We start from the raw sequence: 14,958 nt of genomic DNA on the forward strand, positions 1-14,958 counted from the left end.
GGTGCCAGGCACATCGGAGGAGGAGAGAGAGTGGCAACACCCCCAGGCGGATCGAATTCGGGCAACTGGTCGTACGGCCCTGCCCAGGGCCAGGGCGACGGTTCCCAGAACCCGAACCGTTACAACTTCCCCTCCGCGCCCAGCCAGCAGCGGCCGTACACGCCCCAGGGTCCGCAGGGTCCCGGGCCGTCACCGTACGACCAGCCGTCGGCCCCGCGCATCCAGCCCGTACAGCCGCACCGCCGCACCCCGGAGCCGGCGCCCGCAGGGGCGTCGAACAACCCGCTGGTGCGTCCGTACGCCATGACCGGTGGCCGGACCCGCCCGCGTTACCAGCTCGCCATCGAGGCGCTGGTGCACACCACTGCGCAGCCGCACCAGATGCAGGGCCAACTGCCCGAGCATCAGCGGATCTGCAACCTCTGCCGAGAGATCAAGTCGGTCGCCGAGATCTCGGCACTGCTGACCATCCCTCTCGGCGTGGCCAGGATCCTCGTCGCCGACTTGGCGGAGGCGGGACTGGTCGCCATCCATCAGCCCGGCGGCGACGAGAGCGCCGGCGGCCAGCCAGACGTGACACTGCTCGAAAGGGTGCTCAGTGGACTTCGCAAGCTCTAGCGGGGGTCCGTCCCGCTCCACCACTTCCGCGAAGATCGTGGTGGCGGGCGGCTTCGGCGTGGGCAAGACCACGTTCGTCGGGGCTGTCTCGGAGATCAACCCGCTGCGCACCGAGGCCGTCATGACGTCCGCGTCGGCGGGGATCGACGACCTGACCCACACCGGGGACAAGACCACCACCACGGTGGCCATGGACTTCGGCCGTATCACCCTGGACCAGGACCTGATCCTGTACCTGTTCGGTACGCCGGGCCAGGACCGGTTCTGGTTCATGTGGGACGACCTGGTGCGCGGCGCGATCGGCGCGATCGTGCTCGTGGACACCCGCCGTCTCGCCGACTGCTTCCCCGCGGTCGACTACTTCGAGAACAGCGGCCTGCCCTTCGTCGTCGCCCTCAACGGCTTCGACGGCTCGCAGCCCTACCAGCCGGACGAGGTCCGCGAGGCCCTGCAGATCGGTCCCGACACCCCGATCATCACGACCGACGCCCGCCACCGCGCGGACGCCAAGTCGGCGCTGATCACGCTCGTGGAGCACGCGTTGATGGCCCGCCTGCGGTAGGCCGACGGAGTGACAGGTGGGCGGCCCCTCCCGGCTCGGGAGGGGCCGCCCACCTGTTTGCGCCGCGACGGCGGGACTCGAGACGACGGGACGCGCGACGTCGTTCACCGGCGGTGCCGGGCCGGCCGAGTCCGCGCCACAGGCACGAAGAACGTACGAAGAACGAAGAAGGGGCCCCTCTCGGCGAGAGGGGCCCCTTCTTCGTACGGTGAAGCGGCTGGAGCGGCGCGGCGCCTAGTGCCAGCTGTGCGGGGCGCGGAAGCCGCCCTCGCGCTCCAGGCGGCGCCAGCCGGCCTTGGGGCGGCCTCGGTGGGTCTCGGTGGGGGACGACTGGGCGGCCGCGCGAGCCAGGAGGATCGCCGTGATGGCGGCGACTTCCTCGGGCTCGGCGTGGCCCTTCTCGACGCGGATGTCGGGAGCGTTCATGGGTGCAAGTCTCCGTGGATGAGGTTTCCGCAGGGGATCCAGTGGGTTACCCGTGGGATCTGCCGGGTTACTGCGGGGGGTTGCCGTGCTTGCGCGAGGGCAGGTCCGCATGCTTCGACTGGAGCATGGCCAGCGACCTGATGAGGACCTCACGGGTCTCGGCGGGGTCGATGACGTCGTCGACCAGTCCGCGTTCCGCCGCGTAGTACGGGTGCATCAGCTCGGACTTGTACTCCTTGACCATGCGGGCCCGCATGGCCTCGGGGTCCTCGGCCTCGGCGATCTGACGCCGGAAGATGACGTTGGCGGCACCTTCGGCGCCCATCACGGCGATCTCGTTCGTCGGCCAGGCGAAGGTGAGGTCGGCGCCGATGGACTGGCTGTCCATGACGATGTAGGCACCTCCGTAGGCCTTGCGCAGGATCAGGGAGATCCGCGGCACGGTCGCGTTGCAGTAGGCGTAGAGCAGCTTCGCTCCGTGCCGGATGATTCCGCCGTGCTCCTGGTCGACGCCCGGGAGGAATCCAGGGACGTCCAGGAAGGTGACGATCGGGATATTGAAAGCGTCACACATCTGGACAAAGCGCGCAGCTTTTTCCGACGCCTCGATGTCCAGGACACCGGCGAGGGCCTGCGGCTGGTTGGCCACGATGCCGACGACCTGGCCGTCGAGCCGGGCCAGCGCGCAGATGATGTTGCGGGCCCAGCGCTCGTGGATCTCCACGTACTCGCCGTCGTCGACGATCTCCTCGATGACCTTGGTCATGTCGTACGGACGGTTGCCGTCCGCCGGGACCAGGTCGAGCAGGACGTCGCCGCGGCGGTCGGCCGGGTCGGCGGACTCGGTGCGCGGGGGGTTCTCGCGGTTGTTCTGCGGGAGCAGCGAGAGGAGGTAGCGGACCTCCGCGATGCAGGTCTCCTCGTCGTCGTACGCGAAGTGACAGACGCCGGAGGTCTCGGCGTGCACGTCGGCGCCGCCGAGGCCGTTCTGGGTGATCTCCTCGCCGGTGACGGCCTTGACCACGTCCGGACCGGTGATGAACATCTGCGAGGTCTCGCGGACCATGAAGACGAAGTCGGTCAGGGCGGGGCTGTAGGCCGCGCCGCCCGCGCAGGGGCCCAGCATGACCGAGATCTGCGGGATCACCCCGCTCGCCCTGGTGTTGCGCTGGAAGATGCCGCCGTAACCGGCGAGCGCGGAGACGCCCTCCTGGATACGGGCGCCGGCGCCGTCGTTGAGCGAGACCAGCGGGGCACCCGCCGCGATGGCCATGTCCATGATCTTGTGGATCTTCGTGGCGTGGGCCTCGCCCAGCGCGCCGCCGAAGATACGGAAGTCATGGGCGTAGACGAAGACCGTACGGCCCTCCACCGTGCCCCAGCCGGTGATCACACCGTCGGTGAACGGCTTCTTGGCCTCGAGGCCGAATCCGGTCGCCCGGTGCCTGCGCAGCTGCTCGACCTCCTGGAAGGACCCCGGGTCGAGGAGCAGCTCGATCCGCTCCCGGGCGGTCAGCTTGCCCTTGGCGTGCTGCGCCTGGGTCGCCTTCTCGCTCGGGCCGGCCAGCGCCTGGGCACGGATCTCGTGCAGCTCGGCCACGCGGCCGCGCGCATCCGTGGGTTCCGAAGGCTCTGCGATCGGCTCGCCCGTCGTCTCTTCCAAAACGGTCATGTAGTGACCTTACGAAGCCCACCAAGGAAAGAGGGACGTCGACTCCGTACAGTCTCCGGAGCGTTTTCCTGGTAGCCCTGAACAGAACCGGGCGGGCATGCAGCCGTTCCGACTGCTCAGAGGGGCTGGGGCTTGTAGGGGTCACACAAACCCCGGGGCTGAGACCCGCCTCACATTCCGGGCGCGCACATGCCCTCGCCGGAGTGAAACGGAGCGTCCGGACGGCGGCTCACGGCAACCGGACCCCGGCAGACCCTACTGGGCCGAAGATGTTGAACATTGAACGGAATAGGTCTACGGTCGTCCCTGTTGACCTCGTTGAAGATTAAACATACTCGATCTTCCCGTCCCCAAGGAGCACGTCATGGGTATCTTCGGCCGCAAGAACACCGACGAGACCGTCACCGCCGTCGCCGACGCCACGGTGAGCCCCGAGCTCGCCGCCCTGACCGGCGACTACTCGATCGACCCCGCCCACTCCACGCTCGGCTTCGTCGCTCGCCACGCGATGGTCACGAACGTCAAGGGCAAGTTCAACGACTTCACCGGCTCGCTGCACCTGGACGGCACCGACCCGTCGAAGTCCAGCGCCACCATCGACGTCACGATGGACAGCATCGACACCGGGTCGGCCGACCGCGACGGCCACCTGAAGACCGCCGACTTCTTCAAGACCGACGAGTTCCCGACGATGACCTTCCGCGCCACCTCGGCGGAGGCGCTGGGCGGCGACGACTACCGGATCACCGGTGACCTGACCATCCTCGGCGTCACCAAGCCGCTCAGCATCGACCTGGAGTTCAACGGCGCCGCCAAGGACCCGTTCGGCAACGAGCGCGTCGGCTTCGAGGGCAAGGCCGAGATCCTTCGCTCGGCGTGGGGCCTGACCTGGAACGCGGCGCTGGAGACGGGCGGCGTTCTGGTCTCGGACAAGATCAAGCTGAACTTCGACATCTCGGCGATCAAGAACGCGTAAGCGCTCGGCTGAATACGGTGGAAAACGGCGAATAGGGGTCGGAAGCGAAGAGCTCCCGGCCCCTTTCCCCGTTCCGTGTCACAGTCGCGAGGCATGAGCACCAGGACCGGACCCCAGCACTACCCCGGCGCGAACCGCGACCACTGGTACCAGGACGACTTCGGCGGTGACCGCATGGAGGTCAACGTCGTCGTCCTGCACACCACCGAAGGGCGTTCACTGCCCGACTACCAGGGCGGCTCCGCCGCGCCCAACCTGACGGCCGTGCCGGACTTCGCCGCCAGGAAGCTGAAGTGGTACCAGCACTTCGAGATCGACGTCTCCTCGCGCGCCCTGGTCAACAAGCGCGGCGGCGTCGAGACGAACACCCTGAACGTCTGCCAGGCGGAACTCGTCGGCACCTGCGACCCCGACCTGCACACCAAGTGGAAGGCCCGCGGCCAGGCCCACGTCTACTGGCCGAAGGCACCGGAGTGGGCGTTGCGCGCCGTCGCCGAGTACCTGGCCTGGATGCACATCCACCACCATGTCCCCCTGCGCGGGCCGGCGCTCTGGCCCGCATACCCGAAGTCCGCCGGGAACGGGGGCGGTCAGCGGATGAGCGGGGAGCGGTGGAACGCGTTCAAGGGGGTGTGCGGGCACATGCACGTGCCGGAGAACGCGCACGGGGATCCGGGGGCGCTCGACTTCGGGGCGCTGCTCGACTTCGCCAGGGCGGCGGTCCAGGACTGAGACCGGCCGGGACGTACTGGCGGCCGGCTGCGCCCCGGCGAGCGCGGCCGCCAGCCGGACGGGCGGAGCCGCCGGAGGGGTGAGGCTGCCGCCGGAGGGGTGAGGCTGCCGGTGGCGGGGTGAGGCTGCCGCCGGAGGGTGAGGCTGCCGGTGGGCGGATGTGGCTGAATCAGCCCCCTTGTGTGAGGGGTTGCGGGGTTCCCATAATCCAGCAACAGATTTGACCTGACCATGCCAGCGCATGGACGTTTCTTTGCGGTGCACGGCTTCGCGGTGCGCAGTTTGCGTTGACATGCTCTCGTCAAAGCCAACCCCCCCCCCACGGAAGGCAGCACCTTGATGAAGCTCCTCACAGCGCTCAAGAGATTCGCAGCCGTCGGCGCGGCAGCCCTCGCGATCGCCAGCCTTCAGCCCCTCTCGTCCGCACAGGCCGCCCCCGCCCCCGTCGTCGGCGGAACCCGTGCCGCGCAGGGCGAGTTCCCGTTCATGGTGCGGCTCTCCATGGGCTGCGGCGGGGCGCTCTACACCCAGCAGATCGTGCTCACCGCCGCGCACTGCGTCAGCGGGACCGGCGCCAACACCAGCATCACCGCCACCGCCGGCGTCGTGGACCTCCAGTCCACCACCGGCCGGGTCCAGGTGAAGTCGACCTACGTGTACCGGGCCCCCGGCTACAACGGCAACGGCAAGGACTGGGCGCTCATCAAGCTCGCCTCGCCCATCACCACCCAGTCCACCCTGAAGATCGCCACCACCACGCAGTACAACACCGGCACCTTCACCATCGCCGGCTGGGGCTCGGCCTCCGAGGGCGGCGCCCAGCAGCGCTACCTGCTCAAGGCCACCGTGCCGTTCGTGAGTGACGCGACCTGTCGCGCGTACAGCGGCTACAGCGGTCTCGTCGCCAGTGACGAGATCTGCGCCGGATACGCGGCCGGCGGCACCGACACCTGCCAGGGCGACTCGGGCGGCCCGATGTTCCGCCGGGACGCCAACAACGCCTGGATCCAGGTCGGCATCGTGAGCTGGGGCATCGGCTGCGCCCGGGCCAACGCCCCCGGTGTCTACTCCGAGGTCTCCACCTTCGCCTCGGCCATCGCCTCGGCGGCGGCCTCGCTCTGACGCACACCCCCCGTCGCACGACCACGGGCCCGGCACCGCTGCGTGCCGGGCCCGTGCCTGGCACGTTCTCGCGACCGCGCCGGGAGACCTGGGCCAGGTCGGCGCCGCGCCGACCGCCTTCCGGCGGGCCGTCGCCCTGCTCGTCGAGGTGGACGACTGGTACCGCGTCGCGGAGACACACCTGAACGTCGCCACGCTGGTGGCCGCCGTCGGGCGGGACGGCGACGCCGCGGCCGCGTGAACGGCTGTCGCCGACGCCTACGACCGCGCGGGCGCACCGGACGCCGCCGCCGACTGCCGCAGCAGGGCAGCCGACAGGACCGGTCGGCAGACCGGTCGGCACGACGACTCGCGCCGCTGAACCGGCCGCGCCGGAGCGGGCTTCAGAACCCGCCGCCGAAGTCGCCCCCGCCGCCTCCGCCGAAGTCCCCTCCCCCGCCGCCACCGAAGCCGCCGAAGTCGCCGGGGTCGAAGTCGGCGCCGGAGACGTCGCCTCCGTCGTAACCTCCGCCGAAGTCGCCGTAGCCGCTGCCGTAGTCGGAGGCGTAGGACGGGGCGGCCATGATGCCGCCGAGCATCGTGCCGACGAGGAGGCCGGGCAGGATGCCGCCGCCGAAGTAGCCGCCTGCCCAGGGGCCGTAGGCGGGGCCCGCCTCCCAGTACGGGCGGCGGCCGTAGTCGCTGTCGACCTCGCGGATCACCGGGTCGCGGCCGTCGGCCAGGCGGGTCGCGTCCGCGGCGCAGACCGGGACCTCGCGGGTGGCCCCGCCGGGCGGCGTCCAGGTGGCGTCGGCGACCGAGGGGCCGTGGCGGGGGTCGAAGAAGCACGGCGGCCGGCGTTCGGGCAGCGGCTGTCCGGCACGGCGGGCGGCCAGTTGCGCGAGGGAGAAGCGGCCGTCCTCCAGCGCCTGGGTGACGGGGCGGACGTCCTCGGGTCTGGTCGCCGCCGCCATGAACGACTTCGCCTGCTCATAGGCGTCCAGGGCGCGTTCGTAGTAGGCGCGCATGGGGTCGTCGGCACCCGGCTCCGAGGGGCTGAAGTCCAGCCGGTCGAGTTCCTCGCCGAAGGCCGTGATGTCCTCGTCCACGACGACCCGCAGCCGGTCGAGGGCGGCCCGCTGGTCCGCCGCGTGCCGTCGGCGGTTGCGCCGCACGAGGGTGTAGGCGCCCGCCCCGCCCGCGACCAGCACCACGCCCGCCGTGATCAGCGCGGTGGAGGAGATCCCGTCACCGCCGCCCGAGGAGCTCCAGCTCTCGGGTGCCGAGCCGCCCATGTTCGTCAGGGCACGGTCGGTGAAGTCGGTCAGCTGGGTCTTGGCGTCGTCCTCGCCCTGGACACTGGCCACCAGGTTGCGGACGGCCGTGCGGGACAGCACCGAGGAGTCGGCGCGGGCGTCGAAGCGGTCACCGAGCCGGATCGCGTACAGGCCGGTCACGCCGGTGGCGGTGCGCAGGTCCGTGAAGAGGTCCGCCGTGGGGTAGCCGGCGGGCAGGACGGCGATGAACAGGGGTTTGTCGGCGCGCTCGATCTGCTGCTGGAGGGCGTGCGCCTCCGCCTGGGACAGCTGGGCGCTCGCCGCCGGATCGACATAGAGCGGGCCCTCGCGCAGGGACGCGGCGATCACCGAGACGCTCGTGGCCGCACCGGCGCGCGGAGCGCCCGCCGTCAGGACCGCCAGAGCGGTCAGGACGGCGAGCGCCAGTGCGATCAGCGATCCGGCAACGCTTCGGGTCGATAGAGCGACCTTCATACTTCGAAGCTACCCGAAAGCCAACGAAAGCGGTCCTTTCGGGCGGCCCGGAACGCGGTGGCTAGGCCGCGGCCCGGTACGCCGCCGTCAGCTGCTCCACCGCCTTTGCGTACCGGCCGGTCAGCAGCAGGTGGTCCGCGTCGGCGAAGGGCTTCGCGACCGCCGCCGTCACGGCCTGGCCCACCTTGCGCTGGACGATGAGCCGGGCCTGCTCGACCAGCGCCCGTCCCACCTCGTCGGCGCCGGCCCGCTCGGCCACCGCGGCCGCGGCCCCCAGCCCCTTCAGGGTCGTCACGCCGCCCTCCGGTACCCGGCTCAGGGTCGTCAGACCCCAGCCGTAGGGGAACTGCGGGTCGTACGCCGCGTCGCCGACGTTGATCGGCAGCTGGGCCTGGGTCTTCGGCCAGGTCACCGGAAGCTGTCCGGTGAAGGGCCGCCTGCCGTACAGGACGTCGGCCACGCCGTCGCCCTCGGTGCCCGGCAGCCAGGAGGCGACCAGCGCGTCGATGTCGCCGAGCCGGTCGCCGATCAGCTGGGGCCGCCCGGACACGATCAGCACCGCGCACCTCATCGCGGCGCACACCTTGTCCACGGCCGCCCGGTCGGCGGCCGTCAGCTCCAGGTCGTTGCCGTTGCCGACGTCGCCCACGCCCTCGGCGTACGGGGTCTCGCCGACGACCACGACACCGACGTCGTACCCGTCCGTCGACGCCGAGGCGTCCTGGGAGTAGGTGACGTCGCCGCCGGCCTTCCGCATCCCGTCCAGGATCGTCGTGCCCTGCGTGATGTCTCCGGAGGCGCCCTGCCAGGTGATGGTCCAGCCGCCGGTCTGGTTGCCGATGTCGTCGGCGTTGGAGCCGGCGACGTACACCTTCTGGTTCTTCTTCAGCGGCAGGACCCCACCGGAGTTCTTCAGCAGCACCTGCGACTCGGCGGCCGCCTGGCGGGCGACGGCCCGGTGCCCAGCGGAGCCGATGGCGGACGCGCCGTCGGTGTCGGCGTACGGCTTCTCGAAGAGGCCCAGCCTGAACTTCTGCGTGAGGATGCGCGACACGGCGTCGTCGATCCGCCGCTCGCCGACCCGGCCGGCCTCCACCTCGTCGAGCAGCGTGGCGTGGAAGTCCTTGTACGCGTACGGGACCATGATCATGTCGAGGCCCGCGTTGACCGACGTACGGACGTCGGAGGCGTAGTCGCCGGGGAGTTGGTCGATGGCCGCCCAGTCGCTGATGACGAACCCGTCGAAGCCCATACGGTCCTTCAGCACACCGTTCAGCAGGTCGGCGCGGGCGTGCATCTTCACCGGCCCCTGGCCGTCGCCCGCGATGTCGAGCGAGGAGTAGGACGGCATGACGGTGCCGACCCCGCGGTCGACGGCCGTCCGGAAGGGCGCCAGGTGCACGGCCTCCAGTTCCTGCCGGGTGACCTCGGTGATGCCCTGGTCGACGGTGTACGTGCCGGTCGTGGACGAGCCGTACGCGGTGCCGCCGTCCCCGACGAAGTGCTTGGCGGTGGCGAGGACCTTGTCGTCGTCCTTCAGATCCGCGCCGCTCGCCCGGCCCTGGAGCCCCTGGATCACCGTCTCCATGGCCTGGACCAGCGCCGGGTCCTCGCCGTACGCCTCGTAGGAGCGGCCCCAGCGTTCGTCACGGGTGACGCACAGGCAGGGGGCGAAGTCCCAGGGGATCCCGGTGGCCCGGACCTCGGCGGCGGTCACCGCGCCGGTCCGCTCGGCGAGTCCGGGGTCCCTGGTCGCCCCGATGCCGATGTTGTGCGGCATGACGGTCGCGCCGACCAGGTTGTTGTGGCCGTGCACCGCGTCGACGCCGTAGATCAGCGGGATCTGGTAGCGGGTGGCCTGCGCCCGGAGCTGGAAGGCGTCGATCATCTTCGCCCACGCCTCGGGGGTGTTGGGCGTCGGGGTCGAGCCGCCGCCGGAGAGCAGCGAGCCGAGGTCGTACGCGGCGATGTCACCGGGAGCGGTGATCGCGCCGCGCTCCGCCTGGGTCATCTGGCCGGCCTTCTCCGCGAGGCTCATCCGCGACAGGAGATCGGCGACCCGCTTCTTCACCGGCAACTTGGCGTTCAGATACGGCAGTCCGTGCGCGTCGACCACGATCTGCGGGTTCTCGGAAGGCGGTTTGGCACCGGTGACGGTCAGCCGGAGCGGGACGGTCTCGGCGGACTCGGCCTTCTTGTCCTCGATCGTGCGGACGGCGACCGTGCGGGTGGTGCCGGAGGGGGTGCCCGCCGGGAAGGTGACGGTGCCGGTGACCGGGGTGTAGTCCTTGCCGGGCTCGGCGGTGCCGGTCGCGGCGGTCTCGTAGGCGACGGTGACGGGGTCGTCGAGGGGAGCGGCGCCGGTGGTGGCGACGGTGACCTCGACGGCGGCCGCTCGGCCCTCCTGGACCGGGTACACAGCCGCGTCGGTGGTGACGGCGGCGCGCAACGACTGGTCCGCCCGGCCGTACAGCTCCACGCCGTCCATGGCGAAGTCGCCCTTGACGCCGACGGGGAGGGTGAGGGCGTATCCCCAGGTCTCGGTGAGGCCGAGGACCTGGTCGATGCCGCCGACGGGCTGGTAGTCCGTGCGATAGGTGAAGTCGGTGAAGGGGATCTCGACCTGTTTCCAGCCGGTCCAGTCGTCGGTGAAGGAGGTCGTCCAGAGCTCGGACGCCTCTCCGTTCGCCCCGCCGTCCTTGATCTCGAAGGCGATCTTCTTGCCGTTGCCCCGGCCCTCCCACCAGAACCGGATGCCCCGGTGGGCGGACCAGTCGTGGGCGGGCTCGGCGAAGGCGAAGTCGTGGGTGAAGCCGCCGTAGCCGCTGATGTCGTAGCTGCCGGTGAGGACCTTGTCGCCCTCGGGGGCGTCCGCACGGGCCGTCAGCCCGAGGGCGGGCGGGTCGTCGGTGTCGCCGCCCCAGGTGAAGAGGCCCTCGGCGGGCGGGCTCGCGAAGGGGATCTCACCCTCGAAGCGGTCGACCGGGACGGGTGCGGGGTCGGGGTCGTCGGCGCCGGACGCGCCGGCGGCGGTGGTCATCGGGAGCAGTGCGGCCAGCAGGGTGGCGGAGGCGAGCAGGGCGGTTCTTCGCATGCAACGTCCCTCTACTCTCGTGGTCCACTCATGACTTAGATCACGCCGTGAGTTAACTGGTGGGCCGTTGCGCCGTCAAGACTTCACACCGGAACTGGTACGGCCGCAACACCCGTCCGGATCAGGGACGTTGTTCGTTCGACAGATGAACGCGCAACCCCTTGACGCGACCTGAAAGCCGTCATTTACTCACGCCTCGCACGCCCCCATCCCCCACCTTCGAAAGGGCGGCGCTCCATGAGGAGATCCACTCGCGTCCTCCGGCTGCTCCTCGCCGGTCTGCTCACCTCCGCCGGGATCACCGCGGCGGTCGCGCCCGCGCACGCGGCAGGCGAGCAGGTCACGGCCTGGCTCACCACCACGGACGACGCCGGCGGGCGGCACGTGGTCCGCGGTCTGCAGGCCCAGCCCGCCTTCGCCTTCCAGGCGGGCAGCGGCGGCAGCGGCGAGAACATCACCGTCGACGAGAACACCGGGTACCAGACCTTCACCGGCGGCGGCGCGTCCTTCACGGACACCGCGGCCTGGCTGCTGAACGGCAGCGGGGCGCTGTCCGCGGCGACCCGGGAGGCGACCCTGCGCAAGCTGTTCTCGCCGACCGAGGGCATCGGGCTGTCGTTCCTGCGCAATCCGATGGGCGGCTCGGACCTCGCCCGCTTCGGCTACACCTACGACGACGTCCCGGCCGGCCAGACGGACGCCGATCTGTCGGAGTTCTCGATCGCACACGACCTGGCGGACGTGGTGCCGCTGACCCGGCGGGCCCGGGAGCTGAACCCGGCGCTGACGGTGATGGCGTCGCCGTGGACGGCGCCCGCCTGGATGAAGGACAGCGGACAGCTCAACGGCGGCTGGCTGAAGGCGGAGAACTACGGGGCGTACGCGTCGTACTTCGTGAAGTACCTCCAGGCGTACCGGGACCAGGGCATACCGGTGGCGTACGTGACGGCGCAGAACGAGCCGACGTGCTGCTCCGGCTACCCGTCGATGAGCTGGAACGCCTCGGGACTGGCCTACTTCACGAAGAGCGAGCTGCTGCCGAAGCTGGCTGCGGCGGGGCTGTCGACCAAGGTGCTGGCGCACGACTGGAACTGGGACACCTACGACGCGTACGCGGCGCAGACGGTGGACGACGCGGCGGTCCGCTCGCACCCGAACTTCGGCGGGATCGCCTGGCACGGCTACGGCGGGGACGTGGCGAAGCAGACGTCGGTGCACAACCAGTACCCGCAGCTGGACGCCTTCGGCACCGAGCACTCCGGCGGGACGTGGATCGCCGACCAGCAGCGCGAGGACATGCTCGACATCGTGAACTACACCCGCAACTGGGCGAAGTCGGTGACGAAGTGGTCGCTGGCCGTGGACCAGAACCGGGGACCGCACAACGGCGGCTGCGGGACGTGCGACGGACTGGTCACCGTGCACAACGGGGACGGGGCGAGCGGGACCGTCGACTACACGGTCGAGTACTACACGATGGGGCACCTGACGAAGTTCGTCCGGCCGGGCGCGCAGCGGATCGCGTCGACGGCGTCGTCGTCCGTACCGAACGTGGCATGGCGCAACCCCGACGGCTCCAAGGCGCTGATCGCCTTCAACGACGCCTCGACCGCGAAGACGGTGACGATCAACTGGGGCGCGCAGCACGCGACGTACTCGCTGCCGGGCAACACCTCGGCGACCTTCACCTGGTCGGGGACGCAGTCGGGTGACGCGAGCCGGTCGGGGTCCTTCGCCGGGCTCGCGGGCAAGTGCCTGGACGTGGCGGGTGGCGCGACGGCGAACGGCACGGCCGTGCAGCTCTACGACTGCAACGGGTCGGCCGCCCAGCGCTGGACCGTCCAGCCGGACGGCTCGCTCCAGGCACTCGGCAAGTGCCTAGACGTCGTCGGGGGTTCGACGGCCGACGGCGCGAAGGCACAGCTGTACGACTGCAACGGAACCGGCGCGCAGCGGTGGTCGTACAACGCCACCACCGGCGATGTCGTGAACACGGCGGCGAACAAGTGCCTCGACGTCACGGACAACTCGTCGGCGAACGGGGCACGGGGCCAGCTCTGGTCCTGCACGGGGGCGGCCAACCAGAAGTGGCAACTGCGGTAGGACCGGGGGCCGCCGGTGAGCGGTGCGGGGGCGGGGGCGGGGGCGGGGGCGGCGAGGTTCCGCCGCCCTCCCGGCCCGGCCGCCCGGGAACCCGGCCGGGGCCGGGCCTCGGCGAGTCCGTGGGCTCGCCGAGGACTCCTGCTCGGCGGTGCCTACTCGGCGGGCTCCACCTTGGCCCGCAGCAGGCCGTAGGTGTAGGCGTCCTCCAGGGCCTGCCAGGAGGCGGCGATCACGTTCTCCGCGACACCCACCGTGGACCACTCGCCCGTGCCGTCCGTCGTGGAGATCAGGACGCGGGTGGTGGACTGGGTGCCGTGGACGCCCTCCAGGATGCGGACCTTGTAGTCGACCAGGTCGAGCTTGGCCAGCTGGGGGTAGATCTTCTCCAGCGCCACGCGCAGGGAGCGGTCCAGGGCGTTGACCGGGCCGTTGCCCTCGGCCGTCGCGACGATGCGCTCGCCCTTGGCCCACAGCTTGACCGTGGCCTCGTTGGCGTGGGTGCCGTCGGGGCGGTCCTCGACGATGGCCCGCCAGGACTCGACCTCGAAGTACTTCAGCGGCCGGCCCTCGACCTCGGCTCGCAGGAGCAGCTCGAAGGAGGCGTCCGCCGCCTCGTAGGTGTAGCCCTTGAGCTCGCGTTCCTTGACCCGCTCCACGACCCGGCCGACCAGTTCGCGGTCGCCGCCCAGGTCGACACCGAGCTCCTTGCCCTTGAGCTCGACCGATGCCCGTCCGGCCATGTCCGACACCAGCATCCGCATGGTGTTGCCGACCTGCTCGGGGTCGATGTGCTGGTAGAGGTCCGGGTCGACCTTGATCGCCGAGGCGTGCAGACCGGCCTTGTGGGCGAAGGCCGAGACTCCCACGTACGGCTGGTGCGTGGACGGCGTCAGGTTGACGACCTCGGCGATCGCGTGCGAGATGCGGGTCATCTCGCGCAGTTTGCCCTCGGGCAGCACCTTCTTGCCGTACTTCAGCTCCAGGGCCGCGACCACCGGGAACAGGTTCGCGTTGCCGACCCGCTCGCCGTAGCCGTTCGCGGTGCACTGGACGTGCGTCGCGCCCGCGTCCACCGCGGCCAGGGTGTTCGCCACCGCGCAGCCGGTGTCGTCCTGGGTGTGGATGCCGAGCCGGGCACCGGTGTCGGCGAGGACCGTGGAGACGACCGCCTGGATCTGCGCCGGGAGCATGCCGCCGTTGGTGTCGCAGAGGATGACCACGTCCGCGCCGGCCTCGGCGGCGGCCCGGACGACCGCCTTCGCGTACTCCGGGTTGGCGCGGTAGCCGTCGAAGAAGTGCTCGCAGTCGACGAAGACCCGACGGCCCTGCTCCTTCAGGAACGACACCGTGTCGCTCACCATCGCCAGGTTCTCGTCCAGCGTCGTGCGCAGAGCCAGCTCGACGTGTCGGTCGTGGGACTTGGCGACCAGCGTGATCACCCCGGCGCCCGACTCCAGCAGCGCCCTGACCTGCGGGTCCTCGGCGGCCTTCGCGCCCGCCCGGCGGGTGGCGCCGAAGGCGACCAGCTGGGCGTGCTTGAAGTCGATCTCCTCTTGGGCGCGGGCGAAGAACTCGGTGTCCCGCGGGTTGGCGCCCGGCCAGCCGCCCTCGATGAAGCCCACGCCGAAGTCGTCCAGGTGCCGGGCGATGGCCAGCTTGTCGGCGACGGTGAGGTTGATGCCCTCACGCTGCGCGCCGTCGCGCAGGGTGGTGTCGAAGACGTGGAACGAGTCGTCGAGTTCGCTGGTTGCGGTCATGGTCTGAAGGCTCCTGTGTTGGATCTCGGTCGTTACCGGAATGACCGGCTCCACCATCCCCCCATGCTCCCTCGCGCTCTCGCTCCCGGCTGTGGGTGGGCCAGAAAAGCGAAAAACCCCTCGCGGGTGCGAGAGGTCTGCGCGC

11 protein-coding genes are annotated in these 14,958 nt (G+C 70.6%); 6 read left to right on the forward strand and 5 right to left on the reverse strand.

What is annotated here, in order from left to right; genetic code table 11:
- Positions 1–30 precede the first annotated feature (30 nt).
- Together OG933_RS14045 and OG933_RS14050 are read left to right on the forward strand one after the other, a co-directional pair.
- Positions 31–618 carry a DUF742 domain-containing protein gene (locus tag OG933_RS14045; protein ID WP_028807404.1) on the forward strand — a complete coding sequence of 196 codons (588 nt, stop codon included), beginning with the start codon at positions 31–33 and terminating at the stop codon, positions 616–618.
- Positions 599–1,180, forward strand: a complete 582-nt coding sequence (locus OG933_RS14050) for an ATP/GTP-binding protein (RefSeq protein ID WP_054239772.1) — start codon at positions 599–601, stop codon at positions 1,178–1,180. The genes OG933_RS14045 and OG933_RS14050 overlap by 20 nt, the downstream gene beginning before the upstream one ends.
- Before the next feature lie 234 nt (positions 1,181–1,414).
- Here the strand turns inward: OG933_RS14050 and OG933_RS14055 are convergent, their stop codons facing one another.
- Positions 1,415–1,606, reverse strand: coding sequence for an acyl-CoA carboxylase subunit epsilon (locus tag OG933_RS14055; RefSeq protein WP_020131456.1), 192 nt, complete (start codon positions 1,604–1,606; stop codon positions 1,415–1,417).
- A gap of 67 nt (positions 1,607–1,673) precedes the next feature.
- A complete protein-coding gene (locus tag OG933_RS14060; protein WP_362531390.1) occupies positions 1,674–3,278 on the reverse strand; it encodes an acyl-CoA carboxylase subunit beta in 1,605 nt (534 codons plus the stop codon).
- A gap of 364 nt (positions 3,279–3,642) precedes the next feature.
- Here OG933_RS14060 and OG933_RS14065 point away from each other — a divergent pair, with 364 nt between their 5' ends.
- The 3 genes from OG933_RS14065 (at position 3,643) to OG933_RS14075 (ending at position 6,108) form a co-directional block, all read left to right on the forward strand.
- Positions 3,643–4,254, forward strand: coding sequence for a YceI family protein (locus tag OG933_RS14065; protein ID WP_142266301.1), 612 nt, complete (start codon positions 3,643–3,645; stop codon positions 4,252–4,254).
- A gap of 93 nt (positions 4,255–4,347) precedes the next feature.
- Positions 4,348–4,986, forward strand: coding sequence for a hypothetical protein (locus OG933_RS14070; protein ID WP_362531387.1), 639 nt, complete (start codon positions 4,348–4,350; stop codon positions 4,984–4,986).
- Positions 4,987–5,322: 336 nt separating this feature from the next.
- A complete protein-coding gene (locus tag OG933_RS14075) occupies positions 5,323–6,108 on the forward strand; it encodes a serine protease (RefSeq protein WP_362531384.1) in 786 nt (261 codons plus the stop codon).
- Between the two features lie 383 nt (positions 6,109–6,491).
- On the opposite strand, the gene OG933_RS14080 is transcribed toward OG933_RS14075, so the two are convergent.
- Positions 6,492–7,859, reverse strand: a complete 1,368-nt coding sequence (locus tag OG933_RS14080) for a hypothetical protein (protein WP_405627332.1) — start codon at positions 7,857–7,859, stop codon at positions 6,492–6,494.
- A 61-nt stretch (positions 7,860–7,920) separates the two neighbouring features.
- A complete protein-coding gene (locus OG933_RS14085; protein WP_405627333.1) occupies positions 7,921–10,953 on the reverse strand; it encodes a glycoside hydrolase family 3 protein in 3,033 nt (1,010 codons plus the stop codon).
- 237 nt (positions 10,954–11,190) lie between these two features.
- Here OG933_RS14085 and OG933_RS14090 point away from each other — a divergent pair, with 237 nt between their 5' ends.
- Positions 11,191–13,056, forward strand: a complete 1,866-nt coding sequence (locus OG933_RS14090) for a ricin-type beta-trefoil lectin domain protein (RefSeq protein WP_405627335.1) — start codon at positions 11,191–11,193, stop codon at positions 13,054–13,056.
- A 152-nt stretch (positions 13,057–13,208) separates the two neighbouring features.
- Here OG933_RS14090 and cimA read toward each other — a convergent pair whose 3' ends face one another.
- On the reverse strand, positions 13,209–14,813 hold the full coding sequence (cimA, locus tag OG933_RS14095) for a citramalate synthase (protein ID WP_054239782.1): 1,605 nt from the start codon (positions 14,811–14,813) through the stop codon (positions 13,209–13,211).
- Positions 14,814–14,958 lie beyond the last annotated feature (145 nt).

This window comes from Streptomyces sp. NBC_00016, assembly GCF_045040885.1.
Taxonomy (GTDB): Bacteria; Actinomycetota; Actinomycetes; order Streptomycetales; family Streptomycetaceae; genus Streptomyces; species Streptomyces coriariae.

Coding starts and splice junctions, on each gene's coding strand:
- OG933_RS14055 (WP_020131456.1), bottom strand. CDS start 1,606: ATGAACGCTCCCGACATCCGCGTCGAGAAGGGCCACGCCGAGCCCGAG.
- OG933_RS14065 (WP_142266301.1), top strand. CDS start 3,643: ATGGGTATCTTCGGCCGCAAGAACACCGACGAGACCGTCACCGCCGTC.
- OG933_RS14090 (WP_405627335.1), top strand. CDS start 11,191: ATGAGGAGATCCACTCGCGTCCTCCGGCTGCTCCTCGCCGGTCTGCTC.
- OG933_RS14085 (WP_405627333.1), bottom strand. CDS start 10,953: ATGCGAAGAACCGCCCTGCTCGCCTCCGCCACCCTGCTGGCCGCACTG.
- cimA (WP_054239782.1), bottom strand. CDS start 14,813: ATGACCGCAACCAGCGAACTCGACGACTCGTTCCACGTCTTCGACACC.
- OG933_RS14080 (WP_405627332.1), bottom strand. CDS start 7,859: ATGAAGGTCGCTCTATCGACCCGAAGCGTTGCCGGATCGCTGATCGCA.
- OG933_RS14060 (WP_362531390.1), bottom strand. CDS start 3,278: ATGACCGTTTTGGAAGAGACGACGGGCGAGCCGATCGCAGAGCCTTCG.
- OG933_RS14070 (WP_362531387.1), top strand. CDS start 4,348: ATGAGCACCAGGACCGGACCCCAGCACTACCCCGGCGCGAACCGCGAC.